General features: G+C 72.2%; 21 protein-coding genes and 1 pseudogene. 14 read left to right on the top strand and 8 right to left on the bottom strand.

The features are described 5' to 3' along the window. Positions 1-1,586: 1,586 nt before the first annotated feature. Positions 1,587-2,852: an ROK family protein gene (locus ACFYVJ_RS30060; protein ID WP_388898083.1), complete on the bottom strand. Its 1,266-nt coding sequence runs from the start codon at positions 2,850-2,852 to the stop codon at positions 1,587-1,589. Positions 2,853-3,022: 170 nt separating this feature from the next. On the opposite strand from ACFYVJ_RS30060, the gene ACFYVJ_RS30055 reads away from it, so the two are divergent. The 6 genes and pseudogenes from ACFYVJ_RS30055 (at position 3,023) to ACFYVJ_RS30030 (ending at position 12,217) form a co-directional block, all read left to right on the top strand. Next, entirely contained in the window at positions 3,023-4,516 is a 1,494-nt protein-coding gene (locus tag ACFYVJ_RS30055; protein ID WP_388898068.1) for a sugar ABC transporter ATP-binding protein, read from the top strand. Then, positions 4,513-5,502: pseudogene (locus ACFYVJ_RS30050) on the top strand (ABC transporter permease); the annotation flags it as partial. The gene ACFYVJ_RS30055 and the pseudogene ACFYVJ_RS30050, both read left to right, overlap by 4 nt. A gap of 203 nt (positions 5,503-5,705) precedes the next feature. Continuing rightward, positions 5,706-6,776: an ABC transporter permease gene (locus ACFYVJ_RS30045; RefSeq protein ID WP_388898065.1), complete on the top strand. Its 1,071-nt coding sequence runs from the start codon at positions 5,706-5,708 to the stop codon at positions 6,774-6,776. Continuing rightward, entirely contained in the window at positions 6,773-8,014 is a 1,242-nt protein-coding gene (locus ACFYVJ_RS30040) for a substrate-binding domain-containing protein (protein ID WP_388898058.1), read from the top strand. Before ACFYVJ_RS30045 ends, ACFYVJ_RS30040 begins: the two co-directional genes overlap by 4 nt. Then, positions 8,014-8,883 carry a sugar phosphate isomerase/epimerase family protein gene (locus ACFYVJ_RS30035; protein ID WP_388898052.1) on the top strand — a complete coding sequence of 290 codons (870 nt, stop codon included), beginning with the start codon at positions 8,014-8,016 and terminating at the stop codon, positions 8,881-8,883. The genes ACFYVJ_RS30040 and ACFYVJ_RS30035 overlap by 1 nt, the downstream gene beginning before the upstream one ends. A 229-nt stretch (positions 8,884-9,112) precedes the next feature. Then, positions 9,113-12,217, top strand: a complete 3,105-nt coding sequence (locus tag ACFYVJ_RS30030) for a ThuA domain-containing protein (protein ID WP_388898050.1) — start codon at positions 9,113-9,115, stop codon at positions 12,215-12,217. Positions 12,218-12,299: 82 nt separating this feature from the next. On the opposite strand, the gene ACFYVJ_RS30025 is transcribed toward ACFYVJ_RS30030, so the two are convergent. After that, positions 12,300-13,052, bottom strand: coding sequence for a M23 family metallopeptidase (locus tag ACFYVJ_RS30025; RefSeq protein ID WP_388898047.1), 753 nt, complete (start codon positions 13,050-13,052; stop codon positions 12,300-12,302). Positions 13,053-13,103: 51 nt separating this feature from the next. Beyond that, complete coding sequence (locus ACFYVJ_RS30020; protein WP_388898044.1) at positions 13,104-13,517, bottom strand: organic hydroperoxide resistance protein; 414 nt, start codon at positions 13,515-13,517, stop codon at positions 13,104-13,106. A 93-nt stretch (positions 13,518-13,610) separates the two neighbouring features. Here ACFYVJ_RS30020 and ACFYVJ_RS30015 point away from each other — a divergent pair, with 93 nt between their 5' ends. Further along, entirely contained in the window at positions 13,611-14,177 is a 567-nt protein-coding gene (locus tag ACFYVJ_RS30015) for a TetR/AcrR family transcriptional regulator (protein ID WP_388898042.1), read from the top strand. Between the two features lie 65 nt (positions 14,178-14,242). Here the strand turns inward: ACFYVJ_RS30015 and ACFYVJ_RS30010 are convergent, their stop codons facing one another. Then, positions 14,243-15,703, bottom strand: coding sequence for an MFS transporter (locus ACFYVJ_RS30010; protein WP_388898039.1), 1,461 nt, complete (start codon positions 15,701-15,703; stop codon positions 14,243-14,245). Between the two features lie 98 nt (positions 15,704-15,801). Here ACFYVJ_RS30010 and ACFYVJ_RS30005 point away from each other — a divergent pair, with 98 nt between their 5' ends. Beyond that, positions 15,802-16,410: a TetR/AcrR family transcriptional regulator C-terminal ligand-binding domain-containing protein gene (locus ACFYVJ_RS30005; protein ID WP_388898037.1), complete on the top strand. Its 609-nt coding sequence runs from the start codon at positions 15,802-15,804 to the stop codon at positions 16,408-16,410. 25 nt (positions 16,411-16,435) lie between these two features. Here the strand turns inward: ACFYVJ_RS30005 and ACFYVJ_RS30000 are convergent, their stop codons facing one another. Continuing rightward, positions 16,436-17,323, bottom strand: a complete 888-nt coding sequence (locus ACFYVJ_RS30000; RefSeq protein ID WP_388898034.1) for a phosphatidylinositol-specific phospholipase C/glycerophosphodiester phosphodiesterase family protein — start codon at positions 17,321-17,323, stop codon at positions 16,436-16,438. Positions 17,324-17,599: 276 nt separating this feature from the next. Between ACFYVJ_RS30000 and ACFYVJ_RS29995 the strand changes: the two genes are divergently transcribed. Both ACFYVJ_RS29995 and ACFYVJ_RS29990 read left to right on the top strand, forming a co-directional pair. Then, a complete protein-coding gene (locus tag ACFYVJ_RS29995; RefSeq protein WP_388898031.1) occupies positions 17,600-18,946 on the top strand; it encodes a hypothetical protein in 1,347 nt (448 codons plus the stop codon). 54 nt (positions 18,947-19,000) lie between these two features. After that, on the top strand, positions 19,001-19,387 hold the full coding sequence (locus ACFYVJ_RS29990) for a hypothetical protein (protein ID WP_388898029.1): 387 nt from the start codon (positions 19,001-19,003) through the stop codon (positions 19,385-19,387). Between the two features lie 174 nt (positions 19,388-19,561). Here the strand turns inward: ACFYVJ_RS29990 and ACFYVJ_RS29985 are convergent, their stop codons facing one another. Both ACFYVJ_RS29985 and ACFYVJ_RS29980 read right to left on the bottom strand, forming a co-directional pair. Then, entirely contained in the window at positions 19,562-21,253 is a 1,692-nt protein-coding gene (locus ACFYVJ_RS29985; protein ID WP_388898027.1) for an acyl-CoA dehydrogenase family protein, read from the bottom strand. Further along, complete coding sequence (locus ACFYVJ_RS29980) at positions 21,237-21,860, bottom strand: TetR/AcrR family transcriptional regulator (protein WP_388898024.1); 624 nt, start codon at positions 21,858-21,860, stop codon at positions 21,237-21,239. The genes ACFYVJ_RS29985 and ACFYVJ_RS29980 overlap by 17 nt, the downstream gene beginning before the upstream one ends. A gap of 78 nt (positions 21,861-21,938) precedes the next feature. Between ACFYVJ_RS29980 and ACFYVJ_RS29975 the strand changes: the two genes are divergently transcribed. From ACFYVJ_RS29975 to ACFYVJ_RS29960, 4 genes are all read left to right on the top strand, one after another. Next, positions 21,939-22,409 (top strand): GNAT family N-acetyltransferase, encoded by a 471-nt coding sequence (locus ACFYVJ_RS29975; protein WP_388898022.1) that lies wholly within the window; start codon positions 21,939-21,941, stop codon positions 22,407-22,409. Positions 22,410-22,494: 85 nt separating this feature from the next. Next, positions 22,495-23,685, top strand: a complete 1,191-nt coding sequence (locus ACFYVJ_RS29970; RefSeq protein WP_388898019.1) for a helix-turn-helix domain-containing protein — start codon at positions 22,495-22,497, stop codon at positions 23,683-23,685. Between the two features lie 124 nt (positions 23,686-23,809). After that, on the top strand, positions 23,810-24,232 hold the full coding sequence (locus ACFYVJ_RS29965; RefSeq protein WP_388898016.1) for a recombinase family protein: 423 nt from the start codon (positions 23,810-23,812) through the stop codon (positions 24,230-24,232). Continuing rightward, the gene (locus tag ACFYVJ_RS29960; RefSeq protein ID WP_388898014.1) at positions 24,229-24,426 is read left to right on the top strand and encodes a hypothetical protein; all 198 of its coding nucleotides are present in this window, start codon (positions 24,229-24,231) and stop codon (positions 24,424-24,426) included. The genes ACFYVJ_RS29965 and ACFYVJ_RS29960 overlap by 4 nt, the downstream gene beginning before the upstream one ends. A gap of 155 nt (positions 24,427-24,581) precedes the next feature. On the opposite strand, the gene ACFYVJ_RS29955 is transcribed toward ACFYVJ_RS29960, so the two are convergent. Beyond that, a complete protein-coding gene (locus ACFYVJ_RS29955) occupies positions 24,582-25,298 on the bottom strand; it encodes an SDR family NAD(P)-dependent oxidoreductase (RefSeq protein WP_388898011.1) in 717 nt (238 codons plus the stop codon). Positions 25,299-25,361 lie beyond the last annotated feature (63 nt).

The raw sequence follows: 25,361 nt of genomic DNA, 5'->3' as shown, positions 1-25,361 counted from the left end.
TCGCCCGGGAGATCTACCACCACCTACCCCACACGACCCACACCACTAAACCGCTCCCACAAACCACTTGACGATCCATAGGAGCTTCAGCGCGGTGGCAGTGGGGCGTTGAGCTGGTACGTCGTGTCTGTGCGGGCCGGGTGCGGGGGTAGGGCGTCGGGGTGGCGGTGGTGCGTGGGGTGGGCCGGTGTACGGGGGTGGCGGCGAAGGGAGTGGCCGTGTCGTAAAGGCTCCCCCCGGGCCACCCCACTCCTGATGATGCGGCCCTCCGTCCGGTGTCAAGGGCGTCCCTTCCGCTTCGCTCCATGGACGTCGCTAACGCGATGGGGCTTCGCCCCACCCTTGACACCGGACTCCGGCCCGAAAGACCGGCGGCTATGGGTGGCCCGGAGGGAGCGGGCGCCCTAATGCACCGCTACGAAGGCGGTGCCCGGCGGACGGGGTGGCCGGGCCACCGGAGTTGGCTGCCCCGTTCGCGGAGCGACCCCGAATCGGCGCGGAGCCGGCCCGCCCCGGTTGCCAGGCGTCCTCGGTGGGCGGAGGCCCGCGGAGGGGTTGCCCGGTTCGCCGATTCCCCCTGGTGGGTGCATGCCGGAGCGCCGGCGGCGGGCGCACCCCGATCGGCTAGGTCCACGGAAGGCGGGAGTTGGGCCCTCCGGCCTCGGCTGGGCACTCGGCGCGGATGGCCCGGGGGGAGCGGGGCGGTGCGTCCGAGGTGGGCTCGGTCCCGTCGCGGGTTGGGTTGGCGGAGGGCTCGGGCGGTTGCGTGTGCGTTTTGGGGCGAAGTTCGGGCCTTGGGGGGTGATTCGGGCCGGATCCCGGGGTGTTACCGCGAGTTACGACCCAATTTCTCCGCTCGGGCGCCGCGGCTGGGGTGGCGGGTTCGTGAATTCGGGTGGGAGCGTGCCGATGGGCGAAAGTCGGTGCGCGTGGGCGTTTTGGGGTAATTCCCGGGGTGGATTGCCGCTTGTTTGTCTCGGCGGCGGCCATTCCGGGCGGTCTCGGTTGGGTGGATGCGTCTACGGGGGCGAAAGTCGGCGATCTTGGCCAGATTCAGGCTGGATCCAGGGGTGTTACCCCGGGTTACGGCACGAAATCTCCGCCCCGGGCCCCCGGAGCGGCATCGGTACGCGGCCGCCGGGTCGACTGCGTAGTGCGTACGCCCGCTGGAGCTTGGCGCGGGTCAGACCCGAGGGCCCTACCGCCGCTTGTCCCCGATCATCGCCGCTCGGCTCGGACGGCGGTTGGTCTGCGCAGCCGGCCTGCGGTCGAGGTGGGCCCGATGCTCAAAACCCACGTCGAGGCGGCCTACTTACGACACCGCCCACCCCGACTCCGGCCCCCCGGACCAGCCCCCGGACCGGCCCACGCCGCGGACGGAGCCGACGCCCACGCCCGTACGCCCGGGATCAGGTCGATGGCGCTGACCCCGGTGCAGGTCAGAGCGGTCGACCCCGGTGGTGGGCAGGCTCGTTGTCAGTCGAGGCGCCTACCCTTGGGCGGGTGTGAGGGGACATGGTTTCCGGTTTCCGGTGGGCGGTGGACTGCGGACCGCGGACTGCCGCGCTCGGGCTCCCGCCCCCGCCTCAACCCCCCACCCCCGCCAGCGCCATATCCACCTGCCGCGGCGACAGCGCATGCTCGATCGCCAGAATCCCCGCCCCGATCGCCGCCGCGTTCTCCCCCGTCCTGCTCGGCTCGATCCGCAGCACATGCGTCGCCAGCGGGTGCGACCTCCTGTACACCGCCTCCCTCACCCCCGCCAGCAACTGGTCGTGCACCGCCGCCAGGGCGCCGCCGACCACCACCGTCTCCGGGTTGAAGAAGTTCACCAGGCCCGCCAGGACCTCGCCCACCGCCCGGCCCGCCTCGCGGACCATGCGGACCGCCTCGCGGTTGCCTTCCTTCACCAGGCGGACGACGTCCAGGCCCGCCGACGCCTCCAGGCCCAGTTCCCGGAGGCGGACCGCCAGGGCGGCGCCGCCCGCGATGGCCTCCAGGCAGCCGGAGTTGCCGCAGCGGCACAGCTCCTCGCGTTCGCCTACGCGGATGTGGCCGATGTCGCCCGCCGAGCCCTGCGCACCCCGGTGCAGGCGGCCGTCGGCGATGATGCCGCAGCCGATGCCCGTGCCCACCTTCAGGTACAGCAGGTACGACGTGTCCGGGAAGGCGCGGCGCTGTTCCGCCAGGGCCATGACGTTCACGTCGTTGTCCACCAGGGCGCGGACGCCGAAGCGCTCGTCGAAGAACTCCGGGATCGGGAACTGGTGCCACCCCGGCATGATCGGCGGGTCCACCGGGCGGCCGGTGGAGAACTCCACCGGGCCCGGCACGCCCGCGCCGATGGAGCGGAGCGTCTTGGGGTCCCGGCCGGCCTCCTCCAGCAGTCGCTGCATGGTCCGTTCGACGTGGCCGAGAACCGCCTCCGGGCCGTCCGCGATCGTCAGCGGGTCCTCGCGGACCGCGAGCAGTGTGCCGCCGATGTCCAGCAGCGCGACCCGGCAGTGCGAGGCGCCCAGGTCGACGCCGGCGACGGCGTGTTCTCGTGTGCGGAGGGAGAGGCGGCGCGGGGGGCGGCCGCCCGTGGAGCCGGCTTCCGCGTCCTCGTCGACGAAGCCGTGCGCGATCAGCGCGTCGACGCGCTGGGAGACGGTGGAGCGGGCGAGGCCCGTGAGCCGGGCGATCTCGGCGCGGGTGGCGGCGGCGCCGGAGCTGATCAGCGCCAGCACCTCGCCGGGGGACTGGCCCGCGGACGGGCTGTACGGCGGGGCGCCGGGCGGGCCCCCGGGCGGCGTCCCGGGCGGGCCGGGGGGCGGTGTGCCGGAGGCCGACGGCCGCGGCGGTGGCGGCATCGGCGAGGAAGACGAAGAAGCGGCTGTCACATCGACCACCTTAGAGACCACCAAGAGCACCAACAAGACCTTCTTTGTTCGACATTCGGCCAAAGTCTTTGCCAACTCATCAGAGAAAGCCCTTGCTTAGGCTCTTGACAGTCCAAAGAAGCCTGGGGACTCTGCCTTTCATGCTGACGATGCAGGACGTGTCCAAGAGCTTTCTCGGGGTACGGGTGCTGCACGGGGTGTCGCTCGACCTCGAACCGGGTGAGGTCCACGCCCTGGTGGGGGAGAACGGCGCGGGCAAGTCGACGCTGATGAAGGTGCTCGCCGGGGAGTACGCCCCCGACGAGGGCACCATCACGCTCGACGGCACGGTGCACGCCTTCTCGCACCCCGTACAGGCCCAGGCCGCCGGGATCGGTCTCATCCATCAGGAGTTCGCGCTGCTCCCGCACCGCACCGTCGCGGAGAACGTCTTCCTCGGCCGCGAGCCGGTACGCCGCGGGCTCGTCGACCGGCGCGCCATGGAGCGCCGCACCGCCGAGCTCCTCGCCGAGCTGGACGAGACCGGAATCGCCCCCCACACCCAAGTCAAGGACCTCTCGGTGGCCCGCCAGCAGACGGTGGAGATCGTCAAGGCGCTGGCGGCGTCCGATGTCCGTGTGCTTGTCATGGACGAGCCGACCGCACCCCTCGCCGACCACGAGGTCGAACTCCTCTACGCGCTCATCCGCCGTCTCGCCGCCCGCGGCATCGGCATCCTTTACATCAGCCACCGCCTCCGCGAGGTCTTCGACCTCTCCCGCCGCATCACCGTCCTCAAGGACGGCCGCAAGGTCGCCACGCTCACCACCGCCGACACCACCCCCGACGACGTCGTCCGGGCCATGGTCGGCCGCGAGCTCGGCTCGTACTACCCGCCCCGCGCCCGCGCCGAGGAGATCGGCGAGCCGCTGCTGACCACCTCGGGCGCCGGCAACGAGCGCCTCGCCGGCATCGACCTCACCCTCAGGGCCGGCGAAGTCACCGGTGTCGCCGGGCTCCAGGGGTCGGGCCGGACTTCCCTGGTACGGGCCCTCTTCGGCGCCGCGCCCTTCACCCGCGGCAGCATGACCGTCGCCGGCCGCGCGCTGCGCCCCGGCAGCCCCCGCCAGGCCATCCGCGGCGGCGTCGCCCTGGTCACCGAGGACCGCAAGGGCGAGGGCCTGGCGCTGCGCCAGTCCGTACGCGACAACGCCCTCCTGGTCACCCGCGCCGTCCACGGCGACGGCGCGCAGGCGGGCGAGGTCTCCGCCCTGCTCGACCGCGTCAACCTCCGCTCCCGCGGCCACGACCAGGAGGTCCAGTACCTCTCCGGCGGCAACCAGCAGAAGGTCGTCATCGCCAAGTGGCTCGCCGCCCGGCCCCGCGTGCTGCTCTTCGACGAGCCGACCCGCGGCGTCGACGTCGGCGCCAAGGCCGCCATCCACACCCTCGTCCGCGAACTCGCCCGCGACGGCATGGCCGTCCTCATCGTCTCCTCAGAACTGCCCGAGCTGATCGGCATGAGCGACCGCATCCTCGTCATGGCCGACGGCACCCTCGCCGGCGAACTCCCCGCCGGGGCAGGCGAGGAGGACATCATGCGGCTCGCCACCCGGGACGCGTCGGGCACGGCCCCCGAGGGAAGTGCCGCATGACCGCCGTACGGACCGAGGCTCCGTTGTCCGCCGCCCCGCGCCGGCTGCCCGGCGCGGGCCGCCTCAAGCTCACCGACCCCGTCGTCGGCGTCTGGCTGGCCGCCGCCGCGGTCACGCTCATCGGCTGGGTCGTCGTCACCCTCGACGGCGGCCAGTTCATGACCCAGTCCAACGCGACCGGCATCATGCAGAACTCCGTCGCCCTCGGCCTGGTCGCCATCGGCCAGTCCGCGGTGATCCTCACCGGCTCGCTCGACCTGTCCGTCGCGTACCTCATCAGCATCGGCACCCTCGTCGCCGCCGAGACGATGGAGGGCGGCAGCGTCGTCACCGCGGTGCTCGCCGTGCTCGCGCTCTCCGCCGCGGTCGGCCTCGCCAACGGCCTCATCGTCACCGGGCTGAAGGTCAACGCCTTCATCGCCACCCTCGGCATGGCGTTCATCCTGCGCGGCTACATCGAGGACAACTACACCGGACCCGCGGGCGACGTCCCCGCGTCCTTCCAGCGCCTCGGCTACGACCGCATCGGCTTCATCCCGGTCTCCGTCTTCCTGCTGATCGCCGTGGCCGCCGTGCTGTGGCTGATCACCAAACGCACGCGCCTGGGCCACCACATGTACGCCACCGGCGGCGACGAGCACGCCGCCCGCCTGTCCGGCGTGCGCACCAAGCGCACCGTCATCTACGCCCACGTGCTGTGCGCCCTGTGCGTCGGCGCCGCCGCCCTCTTCCTCGCCTCCCGGCTCGGCGCCGGTGCCCCCTGGGCGGGCACCGAGGCGCGCTACGACCTCGACTCCATCGCCGCCGTCGTGCTCGGCGGCACCGCGCTGGCCGGCGGCCGTGGCGGGGTGGCGGGGACGCTCGGCGGGGTGCTGCTGCTGTCCGTGCTGGACAGCATCTTCAACCAGCTCTCCGTCGACCCCTTCTTCAAGAACGTCGTCCGCGGCGTCGTCATCATCGCCGCCGTCGCCCTCTACGCGAGGCCGCGCGTGGCGCGGGTGACCGGACGCCGGCGCAGGTCGGGCGGAGGAGGGCAGGGGGAGTCGGCGAAGACACCGGCGGGTCCGCCGGGCCCGGCGCAGGCAGCGCGCGACGCAGAGCGCGGAGGTTCCCGTGCCGAATCCCGCGGCAGGTCCCGCGCCGAATCACGGCGGGACGCACAGGATGCGCCCGGTAAGGAGTCGCCCGCATGACCGCCGCAACCACCGCGACCGCCGACACCGCCGGAAACACTGACCGGCCGGGGCGGCGACTGGTCGCCGCACTCGGCACCGGTGCCCCCGTCTACGTCCTCCTCGCCGTGCTGCTCGCCGCGCTGGCGATCACCGATCCCGGGTTCTACGAGCCCGACTCCTTCCTCGCGTTCGTCAAGCGCGCCGCCCCGCTGGTGATCCTCGCCGCCGGCCAGTACATGGTCATCGTCTCCGGCGGCTTCGATCTGTCCGTCGGCGCGGTGGTCACGGCGGGGGTCGTCGCCGGGGCCGAGTTCTACGGCTCGTACCCGGACGCGCCCTGGCTGCTGGTCACCGCCGGGCTGCTGCTCGCCGGAGCGATCGTCGGCCTGGTCAACGGGCTCATCACCACCGTGCTGCTGGTGCCGTCGTTCATCACGACGCTCGGCATGATGCTGATCCTCGAAGGCGCCGTCTTCTACTGGACCGGCGGCTCCCCGCAGGGCGTACTGCCGCAGAGCTTCCGCGAGTTCGGCCGCGGCGAGGCCGGGGGCTGGCTGCCCTGGGCGGTGCTCGCGTGCCTCGCGGTCGGCGCCATCGCCGTGTGGCTGATGCGCGCCGACTTCGGCCGTACGCTCCTGGCCACCGGCGACAACGAGCGGGCCGCCGCGCTCGCGGGCGTGCGCGTACCCCGCGTGCGCACCCTCGCGTTCGTCCTCTCCGGCACCGCCGCGGCGCTCGCCGCGGTGCTCGTCGCCGGCTTCTCCGGGGTCTCGGCGCAGGCCGGCCGGGGGCTGGAGTTCGAGGCGATCACCGCCGTCGTGCTCGGCGGGGTCATCCTCGGCGGCGGCCGCGGCTCGGTCGTCGCCGCCATGGCCGGGGCGTTCTCGCTCCAGGCGCTGTTCACGCTGCTCAACCTCCAGGGCGTCTCCGGCGCGCTGGAGTCCACGGTCCAGGGATTCATCGTCATCGCGGCCGTCGGCCTCGGCGCCACCGGCAGGTCGGGCTTCTCCCGGCTGCGCCCGCGCCGTACCGCACCACCACCCTCCGCACCGTCAACGCCCTCGGAAGGGAAGTCCTCCTCATGAGCCGTACGCGCCGCACGACCCGCCCCGGCGCTCGCAACCGCTTGGCCGCACCGGCCGCCGCGCTGCTGGCCGCAGCGCTGCTCGCCTCCTGCTCGTCGGACGCGCCGAAGGACGATCTGGCCGACGATCCCGCCGCCTCCGAGCAGGCGGAGGACGGTGACAAGCAGTCGGAGTTCTTCGACCAGGCGGACTACGACCGGCAGTTGGAGCTGACCCAGGCGACCCCCGAGGGTCCCGAGGGCAAGCCCTGGGAGCAGATGCTCGATCCGCAGTCGGGCGGGATGGTCGACACCTCCGAGTACGCCAAGAAGGGCGACGGCGGCGTCAAGCTGTGCTTCTCCAACGCCGGCGTCTTCAACCCCTGGCGGCAGGTGGGGCTGAACACGATGAAGGCGGAGGTCGCGCAGCACGACGAGATCGAGGACTTCACCGTCCTGGACGCGCAGGGCAAGGACGACAAGCAGATCTCCGACATCCAGGAGCTGTCGGGCCAGAACTGCGACGCGCTGATCGTCTCGCCGAACACCACCGCCACCCTCACCCCCGCCGTCGAGGAGGCGTGCGGCAAGATCCCGGTGATCGTCTTCGACCGCGGCGTGGAGACCGACTGCGCCGTGACGTTCATCAGCCCCATCGGCGGCTACGCCTACGGCGCCGCCGCCGCGGACTTCCTGGTGGACGAGGTGGACAAGGGCGGCAAGATCGTGGCCCTGCGCATCTCGCCCGGCGTGGACGTGCTGGAGACCCGCTGGTCGGCGGCAGAGATCGCGTTCGAGAAGGCGGGACTCGACGTGGTCGAGGTGAAGTTCACCGACGGCGACCCGTCGAAGGCCAAGTCGATCGTCTCCGACGCCATCGCGCGGCACGGCCAGATCGACGGCGTGTGGATGGACTCCGGCGCCACGTCGGTCGCGGCCGTCGAGGCGTTCGAGGACGCGGGCGAGGACATCCCGCCGATCACCGGCGAGGACCAGCAGGACTTCCTCCAGGCGTGGAAGGACAAGGACCTGACCGCCATCGCGCCGGCGTACCCGACGTTCCAGTGGCGTACGCCCGTGATCGCCGCGCTCAAGATCCTGGCCGGCGAGGAGGTCCCGAAGGAGTGGACCCTGCCGCAGCCGGTGGTCACCGAGGAGAACTTCGACGAGTACTACAAGGAGGGCATGCCCCCGCTGCACTACGGCGCCTGCGGCTGCGAGGACCTGCCCGGCTACCCCGGCGACTGGGGCGGTGAGTGATGCCGGCCGGACGACGGCTGATCGGCGCCAACCCGTGGATCTGGCACTCCCCGGTGACCGAGCGCGCGCTGGCCGGGGTGCTGCCGCGGCTGGCGGACTGGGGGTTCGACTGCGCGGAGCTGCCGCTGGAACAGCCGGGTGACTGGCAGCCGGCCGCCGCGGCGAAGCTGCTCGACGGCAACGGCCTGGCGGCGGCCGCGGTGCTCGCGGTGATGCCGCCTGAGCGCGGACTCGTCCGCGCCGAGCCGCTGGCGGTCCGTACGACGCAGGACTACCTGCGCCGCTGCGTGGACGCCGCGCGGGAGATCGGCGCGCCGGTGGTCGCCGGGCCGATGTACGCGGCGGTGGGCAGGACCTGGCGGATGGACGCGGACGAGCGGGCGGCGGCGTACGCCGAGTGGCGGGACAACATCGCGCCGGTCGTCGCGCACGCCGCGGCCGCCGGGGTGCTGCTCGCCGTCGAGCCGCTCAACCGGTACGAGACGAGCCTGCTCAACACCGTCGCGCAGACCGTGACGGCGCTGGACGGGCTGCCCGGCGAGACGATCGGGGTCGCCCTCGACACGTACCACCAGAACATCGAGGAGCGCTCCCTGTCCGGCGCCGTACGCGCGGCGGCCGGGCGGATCGCGCACGTCCAGGTGTGCGCCAACGACCGGGGCGCGCCCGGCGCGGACCACCTGGACTGGCCCGGCTTCCTCGGCGCGCTGGACGAGGCGGGCTACCGCGGCCCGCTGTGCATCGAGTCGTTCACGGCGCACAACGCGACCATCGCGGTGGCCGCGTCGGTGTGGCGGGCGCTGGCGCCGACCCAGGACGCCATCGCCGTCGACGGACTCGCCTTCCTGCGCCGCGCCTTACGCACCTGACGTACCCGCCCCGCCCGTCCTCCCGTACGCACCCTGACCACGTACGCACCCGCACCGACACCGCACGCACCCCCCGCGCCACACGCCGCCGGGCCCGGAGCTCCGGGACCCCGATCCGGGCCCGGCGGACCACCCCTGCGCGCACCCCCGCGCGCTCGGCGCCCCACGAACCCCTCTCACCGACCGGTACGCCCATCCCAACCCGCACACCGAAGGAGAGGACCGATTCATGAGCTGTCATGCTCGTGACATAGGCAGGTCGCTGGTCACCTTGCTGGCCGCCGTCCTGCTCGCACTCACCGCGCTGCCGTCATCAGCGGCGGAGAAGGCGCCGGCCTTCAAGGCGCTGCTGTTCACCAAGGCCGTGGGCTACGTCCACGGCTCCATCCCGGCGGGCATCCAGATGGTCAAGGAGGAGGCGGAGGAGAACGGGTTCGAGGTCGACCAGACCGACGACTCGACCGTCTTCAACGACGCCGCGCTCGCCGAGTACGACGTGATCATCATGCTGCAGAACTCCGGCATGGTCTGGGACACGGACGAGCAGCGCGCCGCCATGCAGAAGTACGTGCAGTCCGGCGGCGGCGTCGCGGCCATCCACAACACGCTCGACATGGGGATCGAGAACGAGTTCCCGTGGTGGGACGAGCTGATCAACGGCGGCGCCCACATGCCGAGCCACTCGCCCGGCGTGCTCCAGGGCACCGCGAAGGTCGCCGACAAGGTGCACCCCTCCACCAAGGGCCTGCCCGAGCGGTGGGAGCGCCCCGAGGAGTGGTACAACTTCGACGTCAACCCGCGCGGCGACGTGCACGTCCTGGTCACCGCCGACGAGACGACGTACAACCCGGGCAACGACGCCATGGGCGCCGACCACCCGATCTCCTGGTGCCGTAACGCCGAGGGCGGCAAGGTCTGGGCCACCGCCATGGGCCACGACACCCCCGCGTACAGCGAGGAGGAGTTCCGTGAGCACGTCATCGGCGGCGTGAAGTGGGCCGCCGGCGCCGAGCCCGGCGACTGCGGCGGCACGGTCTGGAACGGCTACGAGAAGGTCACCCTCGACGACGACACCGCCGACCCGATGGAGCTGGACGTGGCCAAGGACGGCCGCGTCTACTACGTCCAGCGCGCCGGCGAGGTCCAGGTCTTCGACCCGGCCACCCACCAGACCACCACCGCGGGCAAGCTCGACGTCTACACCGGCGGTGAGGACGGCCTGGTCGGCATGGAGCTGGATCCGAACTTCGCCAAGAACGGCTGGATCTACCTCTACTACGCCCCGGCCGGCAGCGCCGAGGACGTGAACAGGCTGTCGCGCTTCACGCTCAAGAACGGCAAGCTCGACACCGCCAGCGAGAAGAAGCTCCTCGACGTGCCCGCGTACCGGGACCGCACCTTCCCCGAGCCCGGGCACACCGGCGGCGCCGTCGAGTTCGGCCCCGACGGCACGCTGTACCTGGGCACCGGCGACGACGTGCCGCCGAACCTCAGCCCCGACTGGCAGGGTTACGCGCCGATCGACTGGCGCGAGGGCCAGGAGATGCTGGACGCGGCGCGGACCGCGGGCAACACCAACGACCTGCGGGGCAAGATCCTGCGGATCAAGCCCACCAAGGGCGGCACCTACACGATCCCCAAGGGCAACCTGTTCGCGCAGGGCACCACGAAGACCCGTCCCGAGATCTACGCGATGGGCTTCCGCAACCCGTTCCGCTTCACCGTCGACCAGGAGACGGGCTACGTCCACGCCGCCGACTACGGCCCCGACCGCGGGCTGCCGACGACGGACCGCGGGCCCGAGGGCATGGTCGAGTACAACGTCATCAAGAAGCCCGGCAACTTCGGCTGGCCCTTCTGCCACGGTGACAACCAGCCCTACGCCCCGTACAACCCGGATACCGGCGAGGTCGGCGCGAAGTTCGACTGCGACAACCTGACGAACCCCTCGCCGAACAACACCGGCCTGACCGAGCTGCCGAAGGTCCAGAAGCCGGACATCTGGTACGGCTACGGCGCCTCCGAGAACTTCCCCGAGCTGGGCCAGGGCGGCTCTGGACCGATGGGCGGCCCGGTCTACAACTACGACCCGGACAACCCCTCCGAGACGAAGTTCCCCGAGTACTTCGACGGCGCCGGCTTCCTCTACGAGTGGACCCGCAACTACGTCAAGGAGGTCCGCTGGGACGAGAACGAGGAGCTGCTGAAGATCAACGACTTCCTGGCCTCGGCGAAGTTCAACAAGCCGATGGACATGACCTTCGGCCCTGACGGCTCGCTCTACGTCCTGGAGTGGGGCAGCGCGTTCGGCGGCGGCAACAGCGACTCGGGGCTGTACCGCATCGACTACAGCCAGGGCAAGCGCTCCCCGGTCGCCAAGGCCACCGCCTCGGCGACCAACGGGCCCGTGCCGCTGGCGGTCGACTTCTCCAGCGAGGGTTCCAACGACCCCGACGGCGACTCGCTCTCCTACGAGTGGGACTTCGACGGCGACGGCACCTTCGACTCGACCGAGGCCAACCCCAGCCACACCTACGCGAACAAGGGCGACTTCACCGCCCAGCTCAAGGTCACCGACTCCTCCGGCAAGACCGGGTACGCCAACATCCCGATCACCGCGGGCAACACCGCGCCCGAGGTGAAGATCGACACCCCGGTCAACGGCAAGCTGATCGAGTTCGGGGACAAGATCCCGTACAAGGTCACCGTGACCGACCCGGAGGACGGCACGATCGACTGCTCCAAGGTCTTCGTCAACCCGGCGCTCGGGCACGACGACCACGAGCACTCGACGACCGACCTGCCGGGCTGCGAGGGCACCGTCGACACCGGTGACCTCGGCGGCCACCCGGAGGGCGCGGACCTGACGTACGTGCTGAACGCCCGCTACCAGGACGGCGGCGGCGACGGCGCCTCCGCGCTGACCGGGTACGCCAAGTCGGTCCTGCAGCCCAAGCACAAGCAGGCCGAGTACTACGACGACCAGTCCGGTACCCGGATCGTCAACCAGGCCGGGGCCGAGAACGGCAAGCGCATCGGCGACATCTCCAACGGCGACTGGGTCGCCTTCGAACCGATGTCCGTCGAGGGCATGAGCCAGGTCTCGTACAAGCTGTCGTCGCCGTACGGCGTGGGCGCGATCGAACTGCGCGCCGACGGCCCGGACGGGCAACTGCTCGCGACGACGCCGGTGCACAACACCGGGAACTGGGACACCTACCAGGCCACGCCGGCCGTGCCGGTCGAGGCGCTGGAAGGGTCGCACAAGCTCTATCTGAAGTTCACGTCGCCGCAGAACAACTCGTTCGACGTCGACTCGGTGACCTTCAGCTAGCGACCGGGAGGTGAAAGGGCGGCGGCGCCCCGGGCGATGAGCCCGGGGCGCCGCTGTGCGTGCGGGGTGTCTCCGAGGTGCCTCAGATGTCGATGCCGTACCCGGCGAGGTAGGCGACGGGGTCGACGTCCGTGCCGTAGTCGGTGCCGGTGCGCACCTCGAAGTGCAGGTGCGGCCCGGTGGAGTTGCCGGTGTTGCCGGAGTCGCCGATGCGGGCGCCGCCCTCGACGCGGTCGCCTTCCGCGACGGACATCCGGTCGAGGTGGGCGTAGAGGACGTAGTGGCCGTCGGCCATGCGGATCAGGATGTGGTTGCCGTACGCGCCCTCGGTGGAGGTGCTGTGGACCTCGCCGGGGCCGACGGAGTACACCGGGGTGCCGGTGGGGACGGCGAGGTCGACGCCGGTGTGGTAGCCGGCGATCCAGCCGTCGCCGGGGAGGCCGTAGCGCGCGGAGATCCGGTATTCGGCGTCGACCGGGGCTGTCCAGCCGGGCGCGGGGGCGCGGAGGACCTGGCCGGGCCGCAGCAGGTTCGGGTCGGAGCCGATCACGGACCTGTTGACTGTGTACAGCCGGTCCAGCGGCACCCCCAGCCGGCGGGCGATCGCGGTGAGGGTGTCGCCCTTGCGTACGCGGTACGGGGGCGGTGCCGGCTCCGCGGGCGCGGCGCCGGGCGCGGCGACGTGCCGGGCGTACGCGGTGGGCGGCCCCGCGGCGGCAGCGGAGCCCGTGGCGCTCGCCGCGCCCGCTCCGGTGAGGGCCGCGAGCAGGGCGGCGAGGACAACGGCGACGGCGGTGCGCCGCTTTCGGGGGGAGAGATAACGTCTTGTTGACACGGCGTCACGCTAGGTGCGCGCCCACCCCGATTTGGCGACGGCGCGCCGGGATCACTCCACGACGAGCCGTACCGGGATGTTGCCGCGGGTCGCGTTCGAGTACGGGCAGACCCGGTGGGTCGCCTCCAGCAGCTCCTTGCCCTGCTCCGCGGAGATGGCGTCGGGCATCTCCACCCGCAGCGTCACGTCCAGCGCGAAGCCGCCCGAGTCGTTCGGGCCGATGCCGACCTCGGCGGTGGTCGAGACGTCGGAGACGTCGAGGTCCATGCGCTTGGCGACGACGCCCATGGCGCTGGTGAAGCAGGCCGCGTAGCCGACGGCGAAGAGCTGTTCGGGGTTGGTGCCCTCGCCGGTCCCGCCCAGCTCGGGCGGCGGCGCGAGCGTGACGTCGAGCTTGCCGTCGGAGCTGACGCCGCGGCCGTCGCGGCCGTTGGCGGTGCCGACCGCGGTGTAGAGAACGCTCATGGGAGGTGCCTCTCCGGGAGTCCAAATCGAACAGACAGGTCTGTCTGATTGCGGTCCCTCAGACTAGACAGACCTGTCTGCTACCGTCAACACGTGACCGCGCCACCGAAGCCCCCCGCCCGCAGCCGCGTCCTCGACGCCGCGACGCGGCTCTTCTACGCCGAGGGCGTGCACACCGTGGGCGTCGACCGGATCATCGCCGAGGCGGAGGTGGCGAAGGCGACCTTCTACCACCACTTCCGTACGAAGGACGACCTGGTCGCGGCGTACGTGACCGACCAGTGCCGGCGCCAGCAGGAGGCCGCCGCGGCCCTCGCGGGCACCGCCCCGCGTGCCACGGTGCTGGCCGTCTACGACTCCATCGGCGAGGCCGGCGCGGGCCCCGGCTACCGCGGCTGCCCCTTCATCAACGCCGCCGCCGAGTACCCCGACCCGGACCACCCGGTGCGCCGCGCGGTGACGGACTACCGGCGCTGGTTCCGCGGCCTGATGCGGGACCTGCTGACCGAGGACGGCCACCCGGACGCCGAGCGCACGGCGGACATCCTGCTGGTGCTGCGCGACGGCCTCGTCGTGGGCAACGACCTGGACGACGCCGCGGCGCTGCGGAAGCTGACGCGGGACGCGGTGGAGCGGGTGCTGACCCCGCGGGCGGCCTGATCCGGGCGCGTACGCCTGCGGACCGGCCGCCCGTACGCCCGCGGACCGGCGGCCCCGTACGAGACTCACCGCCCCGGCGCCGCCGGTGTCCCCGGTGTCGTCTTCGCCTGCCGCCGACGGCCGAGCAGCGCCCCCGCGGCCAGCGCCCCTGCGAGCACGAGCGCGGCGTTGACGCCGACCGCGGTCCTGACCCCGTCGAGCACCGCCTCCGGGCCCGTGCCGTCGGCGGCGGTGATGCGCGCGGTGGCGATGGCGCTCATCACCGGGATGCCCATGGTGATGCCGACCTGCTGGGTCATCGTGGCGAGGCCGGTGGCCAGGCCCTGTTCCGAGTCGGGCAGGCCCGAGGTGGCGGTGACCATGAAGCCGGTGATCATCAGCATGTTGCCGACCCCGCCGGCGAACGTCGCCGCCAGCAGCAGCCAGATCCAGTCGCCGGACGTGCCGAGAGCGAGCAGCGCCGCGGTGGCGACGGCCTGCGCCGCGCCGCCGTAGACGATCGCCGCGCGGCTGCCGACGCGGCCGACGACCCGGCCGCCGAGGGTGCCGCCGAGGACGGTGCCCAGGCCGAGGACGCCGAAGGCGAGGCCGGTGGCGAGCGGGGTGTAGCCGAGGACTTCCTGGAGGTAGAGGGTGAGGAGGAAGACCAGCGAGGTCTCGGTGAGGAACGCGACCAGCCCGGCGGCGTTGCCCCAGACGACGGTGGGCCGCCGCAGGATGCGTACCGGCACCAGCGGCTTCTCCGCCCGCTTCTCCACGAACCAGAACGCGGTGAGCAGCGCGGCGCCCGCGCCGAGCGCGGCGAGGGTGACCGGCTCGGTCCAGCCGGCCTCGCCGGCGTGGGTGAGCCCGTAGACGACGGCGAGCAGCCCGCCGGTGACGGTGACCGCGCCGGGGAGGTCGAGCCGGGGCCGGTCCGCGGGGCGGGAGTCGGCGATGACGGCCGGGGCGACGGCGAGGATGGCGGCGGTCACCGGCACGTTGACGAGGAACGCCCAGCGCCAGGAGAGCAGGTCGGTGAGCAGTCCGCCGAGTACGGCGCCCGCGGTGAACCCGGCGGACATCAGCGCCCCGTTGAGCCCGAGGGCCCGCTGCCGCAGCGGGCCCTCGGGGAAGGCGGTGGTGAGCAGCGAGAGCCCGGCCGGGGTGACGGCGGCGGTGGCCAGGCCCTGGAGGACGCGGGCGACGAGCAGCATCCCGGGGGAGGTGGCGAGGCCGCCGAGCACGGAGGAGAGGCCGAGCAGCGCCATGCCGCCGAGGAAGAGCCGCTTGCGGCCGAAGAGGTCGGCGATCCGGCCGAAGAGGAGGGTGAAGCCGGCGGCGGCGAGGGCGAAGGCGGTGGCGATCCACTGCAGGTGCGCGAGGGGGAAGCCGAGCCCCGCGCCGATGACGGGGAGGGCGACGTTGAGGATGGAGAAGTCCACCGCGACCATGAACTGGGCGCCGAGGAGGAGGGTGAGCACGAGCTTCTGCCGCCGGGTCATGCGCGCGGTGGGCGCCGTGACGGCTCGGTCGAGGACGGACATGGAGGTTCCCTTCGGAGCGAGCTAACGGGACTAATGTTCCGTTAAGCTGAACCGAAGGTAGCAGAGAACCCGGCACTAATGAAACTGGAGAACCGTTAATGAGTTCCGAGCCCGATCCCGGCACCCTCAGGCCCGGCGGCCGCACCGCCCGGGTCCGCGCGGCGGTCCTCCGGGCCACCGGGGACGCCCTGGCGGAACAGGGCTTCGCCCACCTCGACCTCGCCGACGTCGCCCGCCGCGCGGAGGTCGGCAAGACCACCGTCTACCGCCGCTGGGGCTCCGCCACCGGGCTCGTCGCCGACCTGCTCGCGGACATGGCGGAGCAGTCCGTACCGCGTAGCGAGACCGGCACCCTCATCGGCGACCTGCGCGCCAACGCCCGGCTCGTGCTCGACACCCTCACCGACCCGCGGCAGGGCGCGCTGTTCCGCGCCGTGATCGCGGCGGCCACCTGCGACGACCGTGCGGCGGCGGCCCTGCACCGGTTCTACGCGATCCGGATCGCCGAGTGGGCCCCCTGCGTCGAGCAGGCGGTGACCCGCGGCGAACTCCCCGCGGGCACGGATCCGCACGAGGTCGTCCGCGCCGTCTCCGCCCCCCTGTACTACCGCCTCCTCGCCAGCGGCGACCCCCTCGACCCCGCCGCCGCCGACCGCGCCGCCGAGGCGGCGGCGGTGGCGGCGCGGGAGGGGGCGTACGTGGTGTGAGTCCCGCGGCCCCGGCGGCGGCCCGTCAGGCGTCGTGCTTGCGGAGGAAGGTCTGCAGGCCCGCGAGGTCGTCGGTGTTGATCCAGTCCACGTTCGCGTCGAGCAGCGTGCGCCACAGGTTGTCGCGCGCCTCACCCGGGGCGTCGGGCGTGGCCCAGAAGCGGATGGTCTGGCCCTGCCGGTGGGCGGTGTGGACGATCAGGTTCAGCCAGTCGCGCTCGGCGGCCGGCATCGTGCCGGTGCCCTGCCAGGTGAAGCTGGAGTTCCAGTTGCCGCTGATGAGCGGGATGAACGAGGCGGGGACACCGGAGTTGATGTCGTCGTGGCGGCCGTCGTAGAAGGCGTACCGGAGCTTCTCCGCCTCCATCGGCGCGCGGGCGCCGCGGTCGCCGGAGATGACGGCGGTCACCGCGCGGCGCCGGACCTTGCCGCCGGTGGCGGAGCTGAAGACCGACCCGTAGCCGCGCAGTACCTCGGACAGCGCGCGGTACGTGGGGTCGCCGGCGGTCTTGAGGTCGATGAGCAGTTGCAGCGTCAGCTTGTGGCCCTTGTAGACGCGGCCGCCGTTGGCCCGGATGCGGCGGGCCAGCGGGTCGAGGTAGAGCGCCTGGAGCGTACGCGCCGGGTCGAGCTCCGCTTCGTCATGGGCGACGAGGAGTTGGCCGTCGACCAGCCAGATGTCCGACTCGACGCTGGCGAAGCCGTGGTCGAGCGCGTCGAGGAGCGGGCGCTCGTGGAGGTAGTCGTTGTGCGCGTGCGCCCGCTTGAGCGGCGCGGGCCCGCGGCCCCGGCCGCGGTTGCCGTCGCCCCGGTCGGCGGCCTGGGCGGACGAGGTGAGCCCCCCGGCGAGCGCGCCACCGGCGACGGCGGCGGACAGGGTGGCGACGGCGCGGCGTCTGGAGTAGGCGGACAAGTGTCCCTCCCCTGGTGCGGCGTGCAGGATGGACCGAAGTATCGAACGACCGGGACGACTTGCACAGGGTGCCCGCGATGAACGGGAGTTGACCCGCGCGGGGCAGGGGTGGCCGGGGTCCGGCGCGGTGGCCGGTGTGAGCGGTCCACGATGTTGTCGGTCGCAGAGAGTCCGTAATCGGTCATGTTCGAACGCTGGGGTGTGCCGGGGTGCGCGGCGCTGTTCCAATGAGGTGCAGCGGTACGGGAGTTCTGCCGATTCAAGGCCGGGGGGAACATGGGTTTCTGGCGACGGTCACGGCAACGGCCCCAGCCGGCCTCCGGCGCTGAGCATGCCGACGATCCCGACGCTCCTGCCGAGTCCACCGACCTCGCCGATCTCGCCGACGAGTTGGCGGTGTCCGCCCCCGGCAGCGGCCCCGCCATCGACGCTGCGCGGCGCGCCGCCGAGGCCGCCGAGGAACTGGCGGGCAGGTCCGGCACCGTGGCGAACAGGCGGCGGCTCGCACGGGCCTTGTGGCGTCAGGCATCCGCGTTCATGGTGGCCGGCGACCCGGCGTCCGCGTTGCGGCCCGCGCAGCGCTGCTGGGAACTCTGCGCCGAGATCCTGGAGACCACCGGCCGGACCGCCGCTGCGGCGCCTGATGTCGACGATGTCGTCGGTGAGGTCGTCGGCTACCTGAGTGTGGTGACAGCGGCGCTGGAGGCGGCAGACCTGCGTGAGGAGGCGCAACGTGTCTACGAGGCCGGCGTGGCCGCGGCCGCCCGCGCCGACGGTCCCCGGGGGCGCCAGGCCCGGGCCCGACTTGCGGTGTACGGGCTCACGTTCAGCGCCGACTTCTTTGCCGAGGCGCGGATGCAGGGCCTGTGGGAGCAGATATCGGGCAAGGTTCGCGAAGCGATCGGCGAGGGCCTGGAAGTGGCGGCGGTCCTGCGGCGGCACGCCGATGAGGGTGTGTCGGAGACGGCCGAGCTGGCCAGGATTCTGCAGGTGGTCAGTCGGCTGCAGACCGTCGCGGGCCAGGTGGCCGACGCGGCGGCCACCCTCGACGAGGCGGCGACGCTGGTGTCCGGCGTGGCTGACCGGGGCCCGGCGTTGCGGGCGTTGCTCCAGGGTCTGCGTGCGGAACGGGACGGCCTGCGCGGCTACCTCCCCGCCTCCTCGACGCAGGCGTTGCCGCTCCCACCGCAGGCATTCACCCGAGCCGCCCGGGACCTGGGCGGCCCCCCGGGCAACGACCGGACCCCCGCGGCCCTGCCGGACACCGTCGCCGGGGCCGCAGCCGCCGCCGACCGCTTCCACGCGCACGAGCCCGCCGACCCCGGCTACTACGGCCCCCTGCGAGGGCTGGCCATGGCCCGGCAGGCACAACTGCTGGCCGACGCCGGCCGGCCCGCCGCGGCCCGTGACCTCGCCGACCAGGCCGTACGGCAGTTGATGCGCTTCAGCGACCAGCCGGACCGCCTCCAGGCTGCCCTGGTGGTGGCCCTGACCGTGCTCGCCCAAGCCGCCCAGGCGACCGGCGACCAGCCCGCCGCCCAGCGCGCCCAGCACCGCGCCACCGACATCTCCCGGCTCCTGGCCGACCGCGACCCGACCTACACCGCCGACCTCGGCCTCTGATCGCCTGGTTCACGTAGCCTCTTGTGCGGCATTGTGCGAGAAAAAGGGTGGGGTATGCGTCGCGGCATTGTCGCCGTTGTGGCCGTATTGCTTGCTGTTTCTCCGGCGGTTGGGGGGTGCGGTGATGGCGCGGGCGAGGTGAGCTGTGATCCGCAGTCGAAACCCACACGGGCGGATGGCGCCACGGCTACGGTCGTGACGTGCCGGATCGACGGGGCGTTGGTTCGCGCCAGCATCCGGCTGAAGAACGAATCATCCGTCACTTCCCAGGTATCCGCGCAGATCCGGTTCGTCGACCCCTCCGGTGAGGTTCTCGACCAGGACAGAGTCGACCTCGGCCTGAATCCCGGCGAAGCCGTGAATGTCGGGGCCTTTGGCACCTACGGCCAGGCCAAAGACATTCGGGTTCACGTGGCAGACCTCTCCCGCTCGTCAAGGTGAGGAAGCCCCGGAACCGCCCCGGGCTCCGTCGATGTGCGAGGCGAGAGGGTCTCGGCGCTGGCTACCAGAGCGGTTCGGTGAGTCATGACGGCAGCGCGGGCACGGGTCTCCCCAGTTATCACAGAGCGTCGCAACTCCATGATCACCAGGACCCGCGCCCTTCTGCCACCCGCCTCAGCTTCTGCCGTACTGGCCGCCCGACGGGCGGGCCCGCTTGAGGATCGCGTCCGTGTCCACCCCCGGCGGCAGCGTGCCGAAGGCCAGGCCGCCGTCGCCGTCGAGACGGCTCGCGCAGAAGGCGTCCGCCACCGCCGCGTCGCCGTGCCGGTGCAGCAGCGCGCCCTGGAGCACCAGCGCCATCGACTCGACCACGCGCCGCGCCCGGTACTCCACCGCCGTCACGTCCGCCAGGTCCTTGCGCAGCCGCCCGATCGCCGTGTCCAGCCGCGCGTCGGCGCCCGCGGCCGCGTCGACCTCGGCGAAGAACGCCGTCACCGTCTCCGGCCTGCGGGCCATCGCGCGCAGCGCGTCCAGGGCGGCGACGTTGCCCGAGCCCTCCCAGATCGACGGCAGCGGCGCCTCCCGGTACAGCCGCGGCATGCCGGACTCCTCGACGTACCCGTTGCCGCCCAGGCACTCCAGCGCCTCCGCGGCGTGCGCGGGACCGCGCTTGCACACCCAGTACTTGGTCACCGCGAGCCCGATCCGCCGGAACAGCGCCTCCTGTCCGGCGTCCGTCCCGTCGGCGCCGTTCGTCTCGCCGGCGGTGCCCGTCTCGCCCCGGTCGACGGCGGCCGCCAGCCGCATGCTCGCGACCGTCGCCGCCTCGGCCTCCACGGCGAGGTCGGCCAACACGTTCGCCATCAGCGGCTGGTCGGCGAGCCGGGCGCCGAACGCCCGCCTGTGGTCGGCGTGGTGCAGCGCCTGGACGACGCCGAGGCGCATGCCGCCCGCGATGGCCAGCGCGCAGTCGAGCCGCGTCATGTTGACCATCTTGATGATGGTCTTCACCCCCGCGCCCTCGTCGCCGACGAGGTGGCCGACCGCCCCTTCGTACTCGATCTCGGCGGAGGCGTTGGAGCGGTTGCCGAGCTTGTCCTTCAGGCGCATGAGGCGGATGGCGTTGCGGGTGCCGTCCGGCAGCACGCGCGGGACGAGGAAGCAGGACAGCCCGCCCGGCGCCTGCGCGAGGGTGAGGAAGACGTCGGACATGGGCGCGGAGGTGAACCACTTGTGCCCGGTGAGCGCGTACAGCCCGTCGCCGTCGCCGCTCGGTACGGCGCGGGTGGCGTTGGCGCGTACGTCGGAGCCGCCCTGCTTCTCCGTCATCGACATGCCCGCGATGAGGCCGGACTTGGTGGTGGGCGGGCGAAGCCCGAAGTCGTACGCGGCGGAGGTCAGCAGCGGCTCGTACGCGGCGGCGAGGTCCGGCGAGGTGCGCAGGGCGGGGACGGCGGCGTACGTCATGGAGACGGGGCACAGGTGCCCGGCGTCGGTCTGGCCCCAGACGAAGAGCTTCGCGGCGCGCGCGACGTGCGTGCCGGGGGTGCGCCGGCGCCAGGGCGCGGCGTGCAGTCCGTGCCCGACGGCGGTACGCATCAGGTCGTGCCAGTGCGGATGGAAGTCGACCTCGTCGATCCGGTGCCCGTAGCGGTCGTGCGTACGCAGCACTGGCGGCTGCTCCTCGACGCAGCGGGCCCACTCCTGGGCCTCCGGCCCGCCGGCGAGGAGCCCCAGCTCGCGCACCTCGTCCTCGGCCCAGCCGGCACCGTGGGTGCGGAGGGACTCCAGGAGGGCGGGGTAGGCGGAGACGTCGTAGGAGGTGAGGGGCGGGGGCTGGTTGGTGACCTCATGGGTGGTCGGCACGGGGGACTCCCAGGGCTCGCAGGGTGAAGGCGACGAGGTGCGCGGGGGTGCGGGGCCCGGGGGCACCCCCCGTGACCGCACCGGAAAGCGGCCCGATGAGGGCTTCCGCGCACGCCCCGACGAGACCGGCGGCGGTCAGCAGCGGATCCTGCCGGGGCAGCCGCCCGCTGGCGGTGCCCTCGGCGATGCGCGCGGCGAAGACGTCGCGGAACGCCCGCCGGAAGACGAGGCGCTCGGCCTCCACGGCGGTGTCGACGGGCTCGGCGAGCAGCGCGTACGCCAGCCGCGGACTGGCGAGGGCCCGGCGCGCGAACGTCTCCACGGCGGCGGCGACCCCCTCCGCGGGGTCTTCGGGCCTGCGGGCCGCGGCGGACACGGCGTCGACCTCGGCGGTGACGACGCTGCGGAACAGCTCGACGGCGAGCACGGACTTGCTCGGAAAGTGCCGGTAGACGCTGCCGGTGGCGATACGGGCCCGCGCGGCGACGGCGGCGACGGTGCACCCCGCGTACCCCTCGTCGGCGAGCAGCGCGCGGGCGGCGCCGAGGACGGCGTCCCGCCGGCCGTCCATCCGCGCCTGGACGGCGGGCGTGCGGCGGTAGGGCATGGGAAGGATTGAAGCAGTGATTCATGGCTTCAGCAAGGCCGGGGGGCGATGTCAGTGGTGGGTGCGAGACTCGGTGGCATGACGGAGAACATCCTGCTGAGAGATGTGGTGGAGGAGGACCTGGAGGTCTTCTTCACGCACGAGCACGACCCGGAGAACGTCCGCCGGTCCCACTTCCCGCCGCGCGAGCGGGAGCGCTTCATGACGCACTGGCGGGAGCGGATCCTGGGGGACCCGACGGGCCTGGTGCAGACGGTGGAGGTCGACGGCAAGGTCGCGGGTGGTGTGGTGGCCTGGTGGGACGGAGACCGCCGGTTCCTGGGCTATGTCTTCGGCCGGGAGTTCTGGGGCCGCGGCATAGGCACCCGCGCGGTGGCCGCCTTCCTGGACCTGGAACCCAACCGCCCCCTCCACGCGGACCCGTACGTGGGCAACGAGGGCTCGGTCCGGCTGCTGAAGCGGCTGGGCTTCCAGCAAACGGGCTCGGACTGGAACGGCGAGGACGAACACGTGATGCTGGTCCTGGGGGAGGCGGACGCGGCGGCGTAACCGTCTGCGGACGGGGCCGTTTGCGGGGTAATCGCGGGGTGTCCCGCGGGTACGGTTTTGGTGTCGTCTCAGAACGGGAGTCAGCATGCCCGATCATCCCGAAGAGCACATCGGCGACCGTCTGCGATCGGTACGCAAGCGCCGTGGACTGACGCAGCGGGAGCTAGCCGCAGCCGCCGGCCTGTCCGTCTCTCTGGTCCGTAAGCTGGAGCAGGGCGAACTCACCGACACGCGGCTGGAGACCGCCCGGAGATTCGCCGTCGCACTGCGCGTACCTACCAGCAGTCTCATCCGCAGCCGTACCGATGAAGCCGCCGACCCGCCGACGTTCGACCGGTGGGCGCCCGTGCGGCAGGCCCTTTCCTCTCCACCTCCGGACGACATCACCGAGCCTCCCACCGCTGAGGGCGTGCGGTCCGCTCTAGAGGACATGCTGAAGCTCCGTGCCCGGCACCAGTTTGTCGAGATCGCGGACGTGCTGCCGCGCCTGCTCCGAGACGCCGAGATCCTGGCCGCCCATACGCGGGAAGGGCGTCACCTGCGGTTCCGGGTGATGCTTCTGACTGGATGGTTGCTCACTCAGACTCGTCAGTTCGACGCCGCCGAGGAGCTGATGTCCCGGCACTTGCAGGACGCGGGGGATCACGTCCAGGGCATTGCGATGGTCAACTCTCTGTGTTGGCTGCTACTTCGGCAGGGGCGACTCGGAGAAGCACATGAGTATGCAGTGCGGTGGGCGGATGATGCGGAGCCAGCCCGATTGTCCCGGGCAACCGCGGACGAACTGGCCGCGTGGGGTTGGATGCTGCTCCGCGTCTCCAACTCGTCGGTGCGGGATGCCCGGGACGGCGCAGCAGCGGATGCTCTGCGGATGGCGCAGGCAGCAGCCGTCGTGATCGGTCATGAGCAGCAGTCTGGCGCGGACCCGATTCGCATGTTCGGCCCCACGACGGTCGCACTCAAGGAGTGCGAGAACGCGATGATCCTGGATCAGCCCGATCATGTGCTGGCCTTGGCGGAACCGCTGGCGACCGGAGGGATGCGCACGACGTTGGCGAACTGGAGTCGGCATCGTTTGGACGTGGCGAACGCGCAGGTGCGGTTGCGCCGTTATTCGGACGCAATGACGACGCTGCGTCAGGTGCGCTCGGCGGCGCCGCAATGGCTGCCGCATCAGCGGTATGCGCGGGACATCGTGGGCCGGGTGGTCGAACGTCGACGGACGCTGACCCCGGAGATGCGCGAGCTGGCGGACACCGTACGACTGCCCCTGTGACCTGCACGTCGTCCTCACGCTCATTAGCACCTTCGATCGGCCCCGGGGCATAGTGCCATGGTGGCCGCGCCTGCGCGGGCCTTACGGTCGGTGACGATCTGATCACCGACGACAGGTGAGCGTCATGGAAACCCCAGCCCCCGGCACACCCGCCCGGCCCGCACTCGCGTTTCTCTACGACCGGCACGCCACGCTCGCGACCGCCGCTCTGGACGAGCGGATAACGCGATGCCGCCGGTACGCCGTCGAGCGGGGCTGGGTGGTCGCCGGGGAGTGGGTCGACCGGGGGGATGCCGCGCTGACGAACTGGCCGCGGCCGCGGTGGGAGGCGATGACGTACGCCATGCGGCAGGCCGCCGCCCGCCCCTTATGCCTGGTCGACTCGTGGGACCGGATCAGCCGGGACCGGGAGGGCAGCGCCATCCTGCGGCTGGCGGTCCACCAGGCCGGCGGGTACTGCATGACCACCGGCGGCGAGAACGACCTCGAACTCGGCCGCGGGCGGATCACGGTAACCGCGCCGCTGCCGCGAAGGGCGCGGCCGTGAGCGACGGTCCGTGGACGCGGATGGCGGATCCGGTGCAACTGCCCGACGCGTGGCCGCTCGTGGAGCCCGAGCCCGTCGCCGGGTGCGGACGGTGTGCCGAGTTGGCCGCGGGCCGGACCGCGGCCCGCGCCTCGGGGGACCTGTCCGCCGTCAGTGACGCCAACGTCCTCCTCCGCAGACACCCCGGGCACTGAACTCCCGCCCCCTGGCTCCCGGTACTCGCGCCAGGGGGCGGGCCCCGCGAACCGGTCACCGTGGAGCGAGGACGGATCGCCGGGACGCACGGACTTGATCGACGTCGGCCGTAACCTTGTCGCCGACGGGTGGTGTGTCGCTCACGACGCGGAGTTCACCGCGTGGTGAAGGCTCCGCCGTTGACGTGAACGGTCTGGCCGGTGACGTGCCGGGCGCCCCGGGAGGCAAGGAAGTGCGCCATCTCGGCGATGTCCTCGACCGTGCCCGGTCGCTTGTCGTGTGTCTCCTGAACGAGCGCGTCGTGGCGCTCGTCGGTCATCTGGCCCCGGAAGAAGTCGGTGCCCGCGATGTAGCCCGCGGAGATGACGTTGCTGGTGATGCCGTGAGGGCCGAGTTCGCCGGACAGCGAGGCGTTCCAGGCGGCCAGTGCCGCTTTCGCCGCGCCGTACGAGCCGCCCCGGCGTTCGGCGCCGATCGAGCCGATGCTGATGACGGAGCTGCCCGCGGTGAGTTTGTCCCGGACGGAGGTGGTGGTCAGGACCGCGCCGAGCAGGTTCTGGGCCAGGCTGGAGTGCCACTGGGCCAGCACCGCTTCCAGGGGCGGTACGTTTCCGGGTGCCGCCCGGGGCAGGCCGCCGGCCGCGTTGACCAGGACGTCCAGTTCACCGAACCTGGCGGCGAGTTCCGCGACCTGCGCGGGGTCGGTCGCGTCGCACGTCACGCCGTGCACGCCCAGCTCTTCTGCGGCCTGGCCGACGGTGCCGGGACGGCGTCCGGTGATGAAGACTCGGTCCCGGTCGGCGGCGAACCGTGCGGCGATGGCGTAGCCGATGCCGCTGGTTCCTCCGGTGACAAGCACGGTGCGGGTCAAGGTTCCCCCTCCTCACTGTACGTTTAGATCTAAACATACCCGCCTCTTGCAAGGGACTGCACC

This window comes from Streptomyces sp. NPDC004134, from assembly GCF_042874195.1.
GTDB lineage: Bacteria > Actinomycetota > Actinomycetes > Streptomycetales > Streptomycetaceae > Streptomyces.
This window is presented reverse-complemented; position numbering and strand designations above follow the sequence as displayed.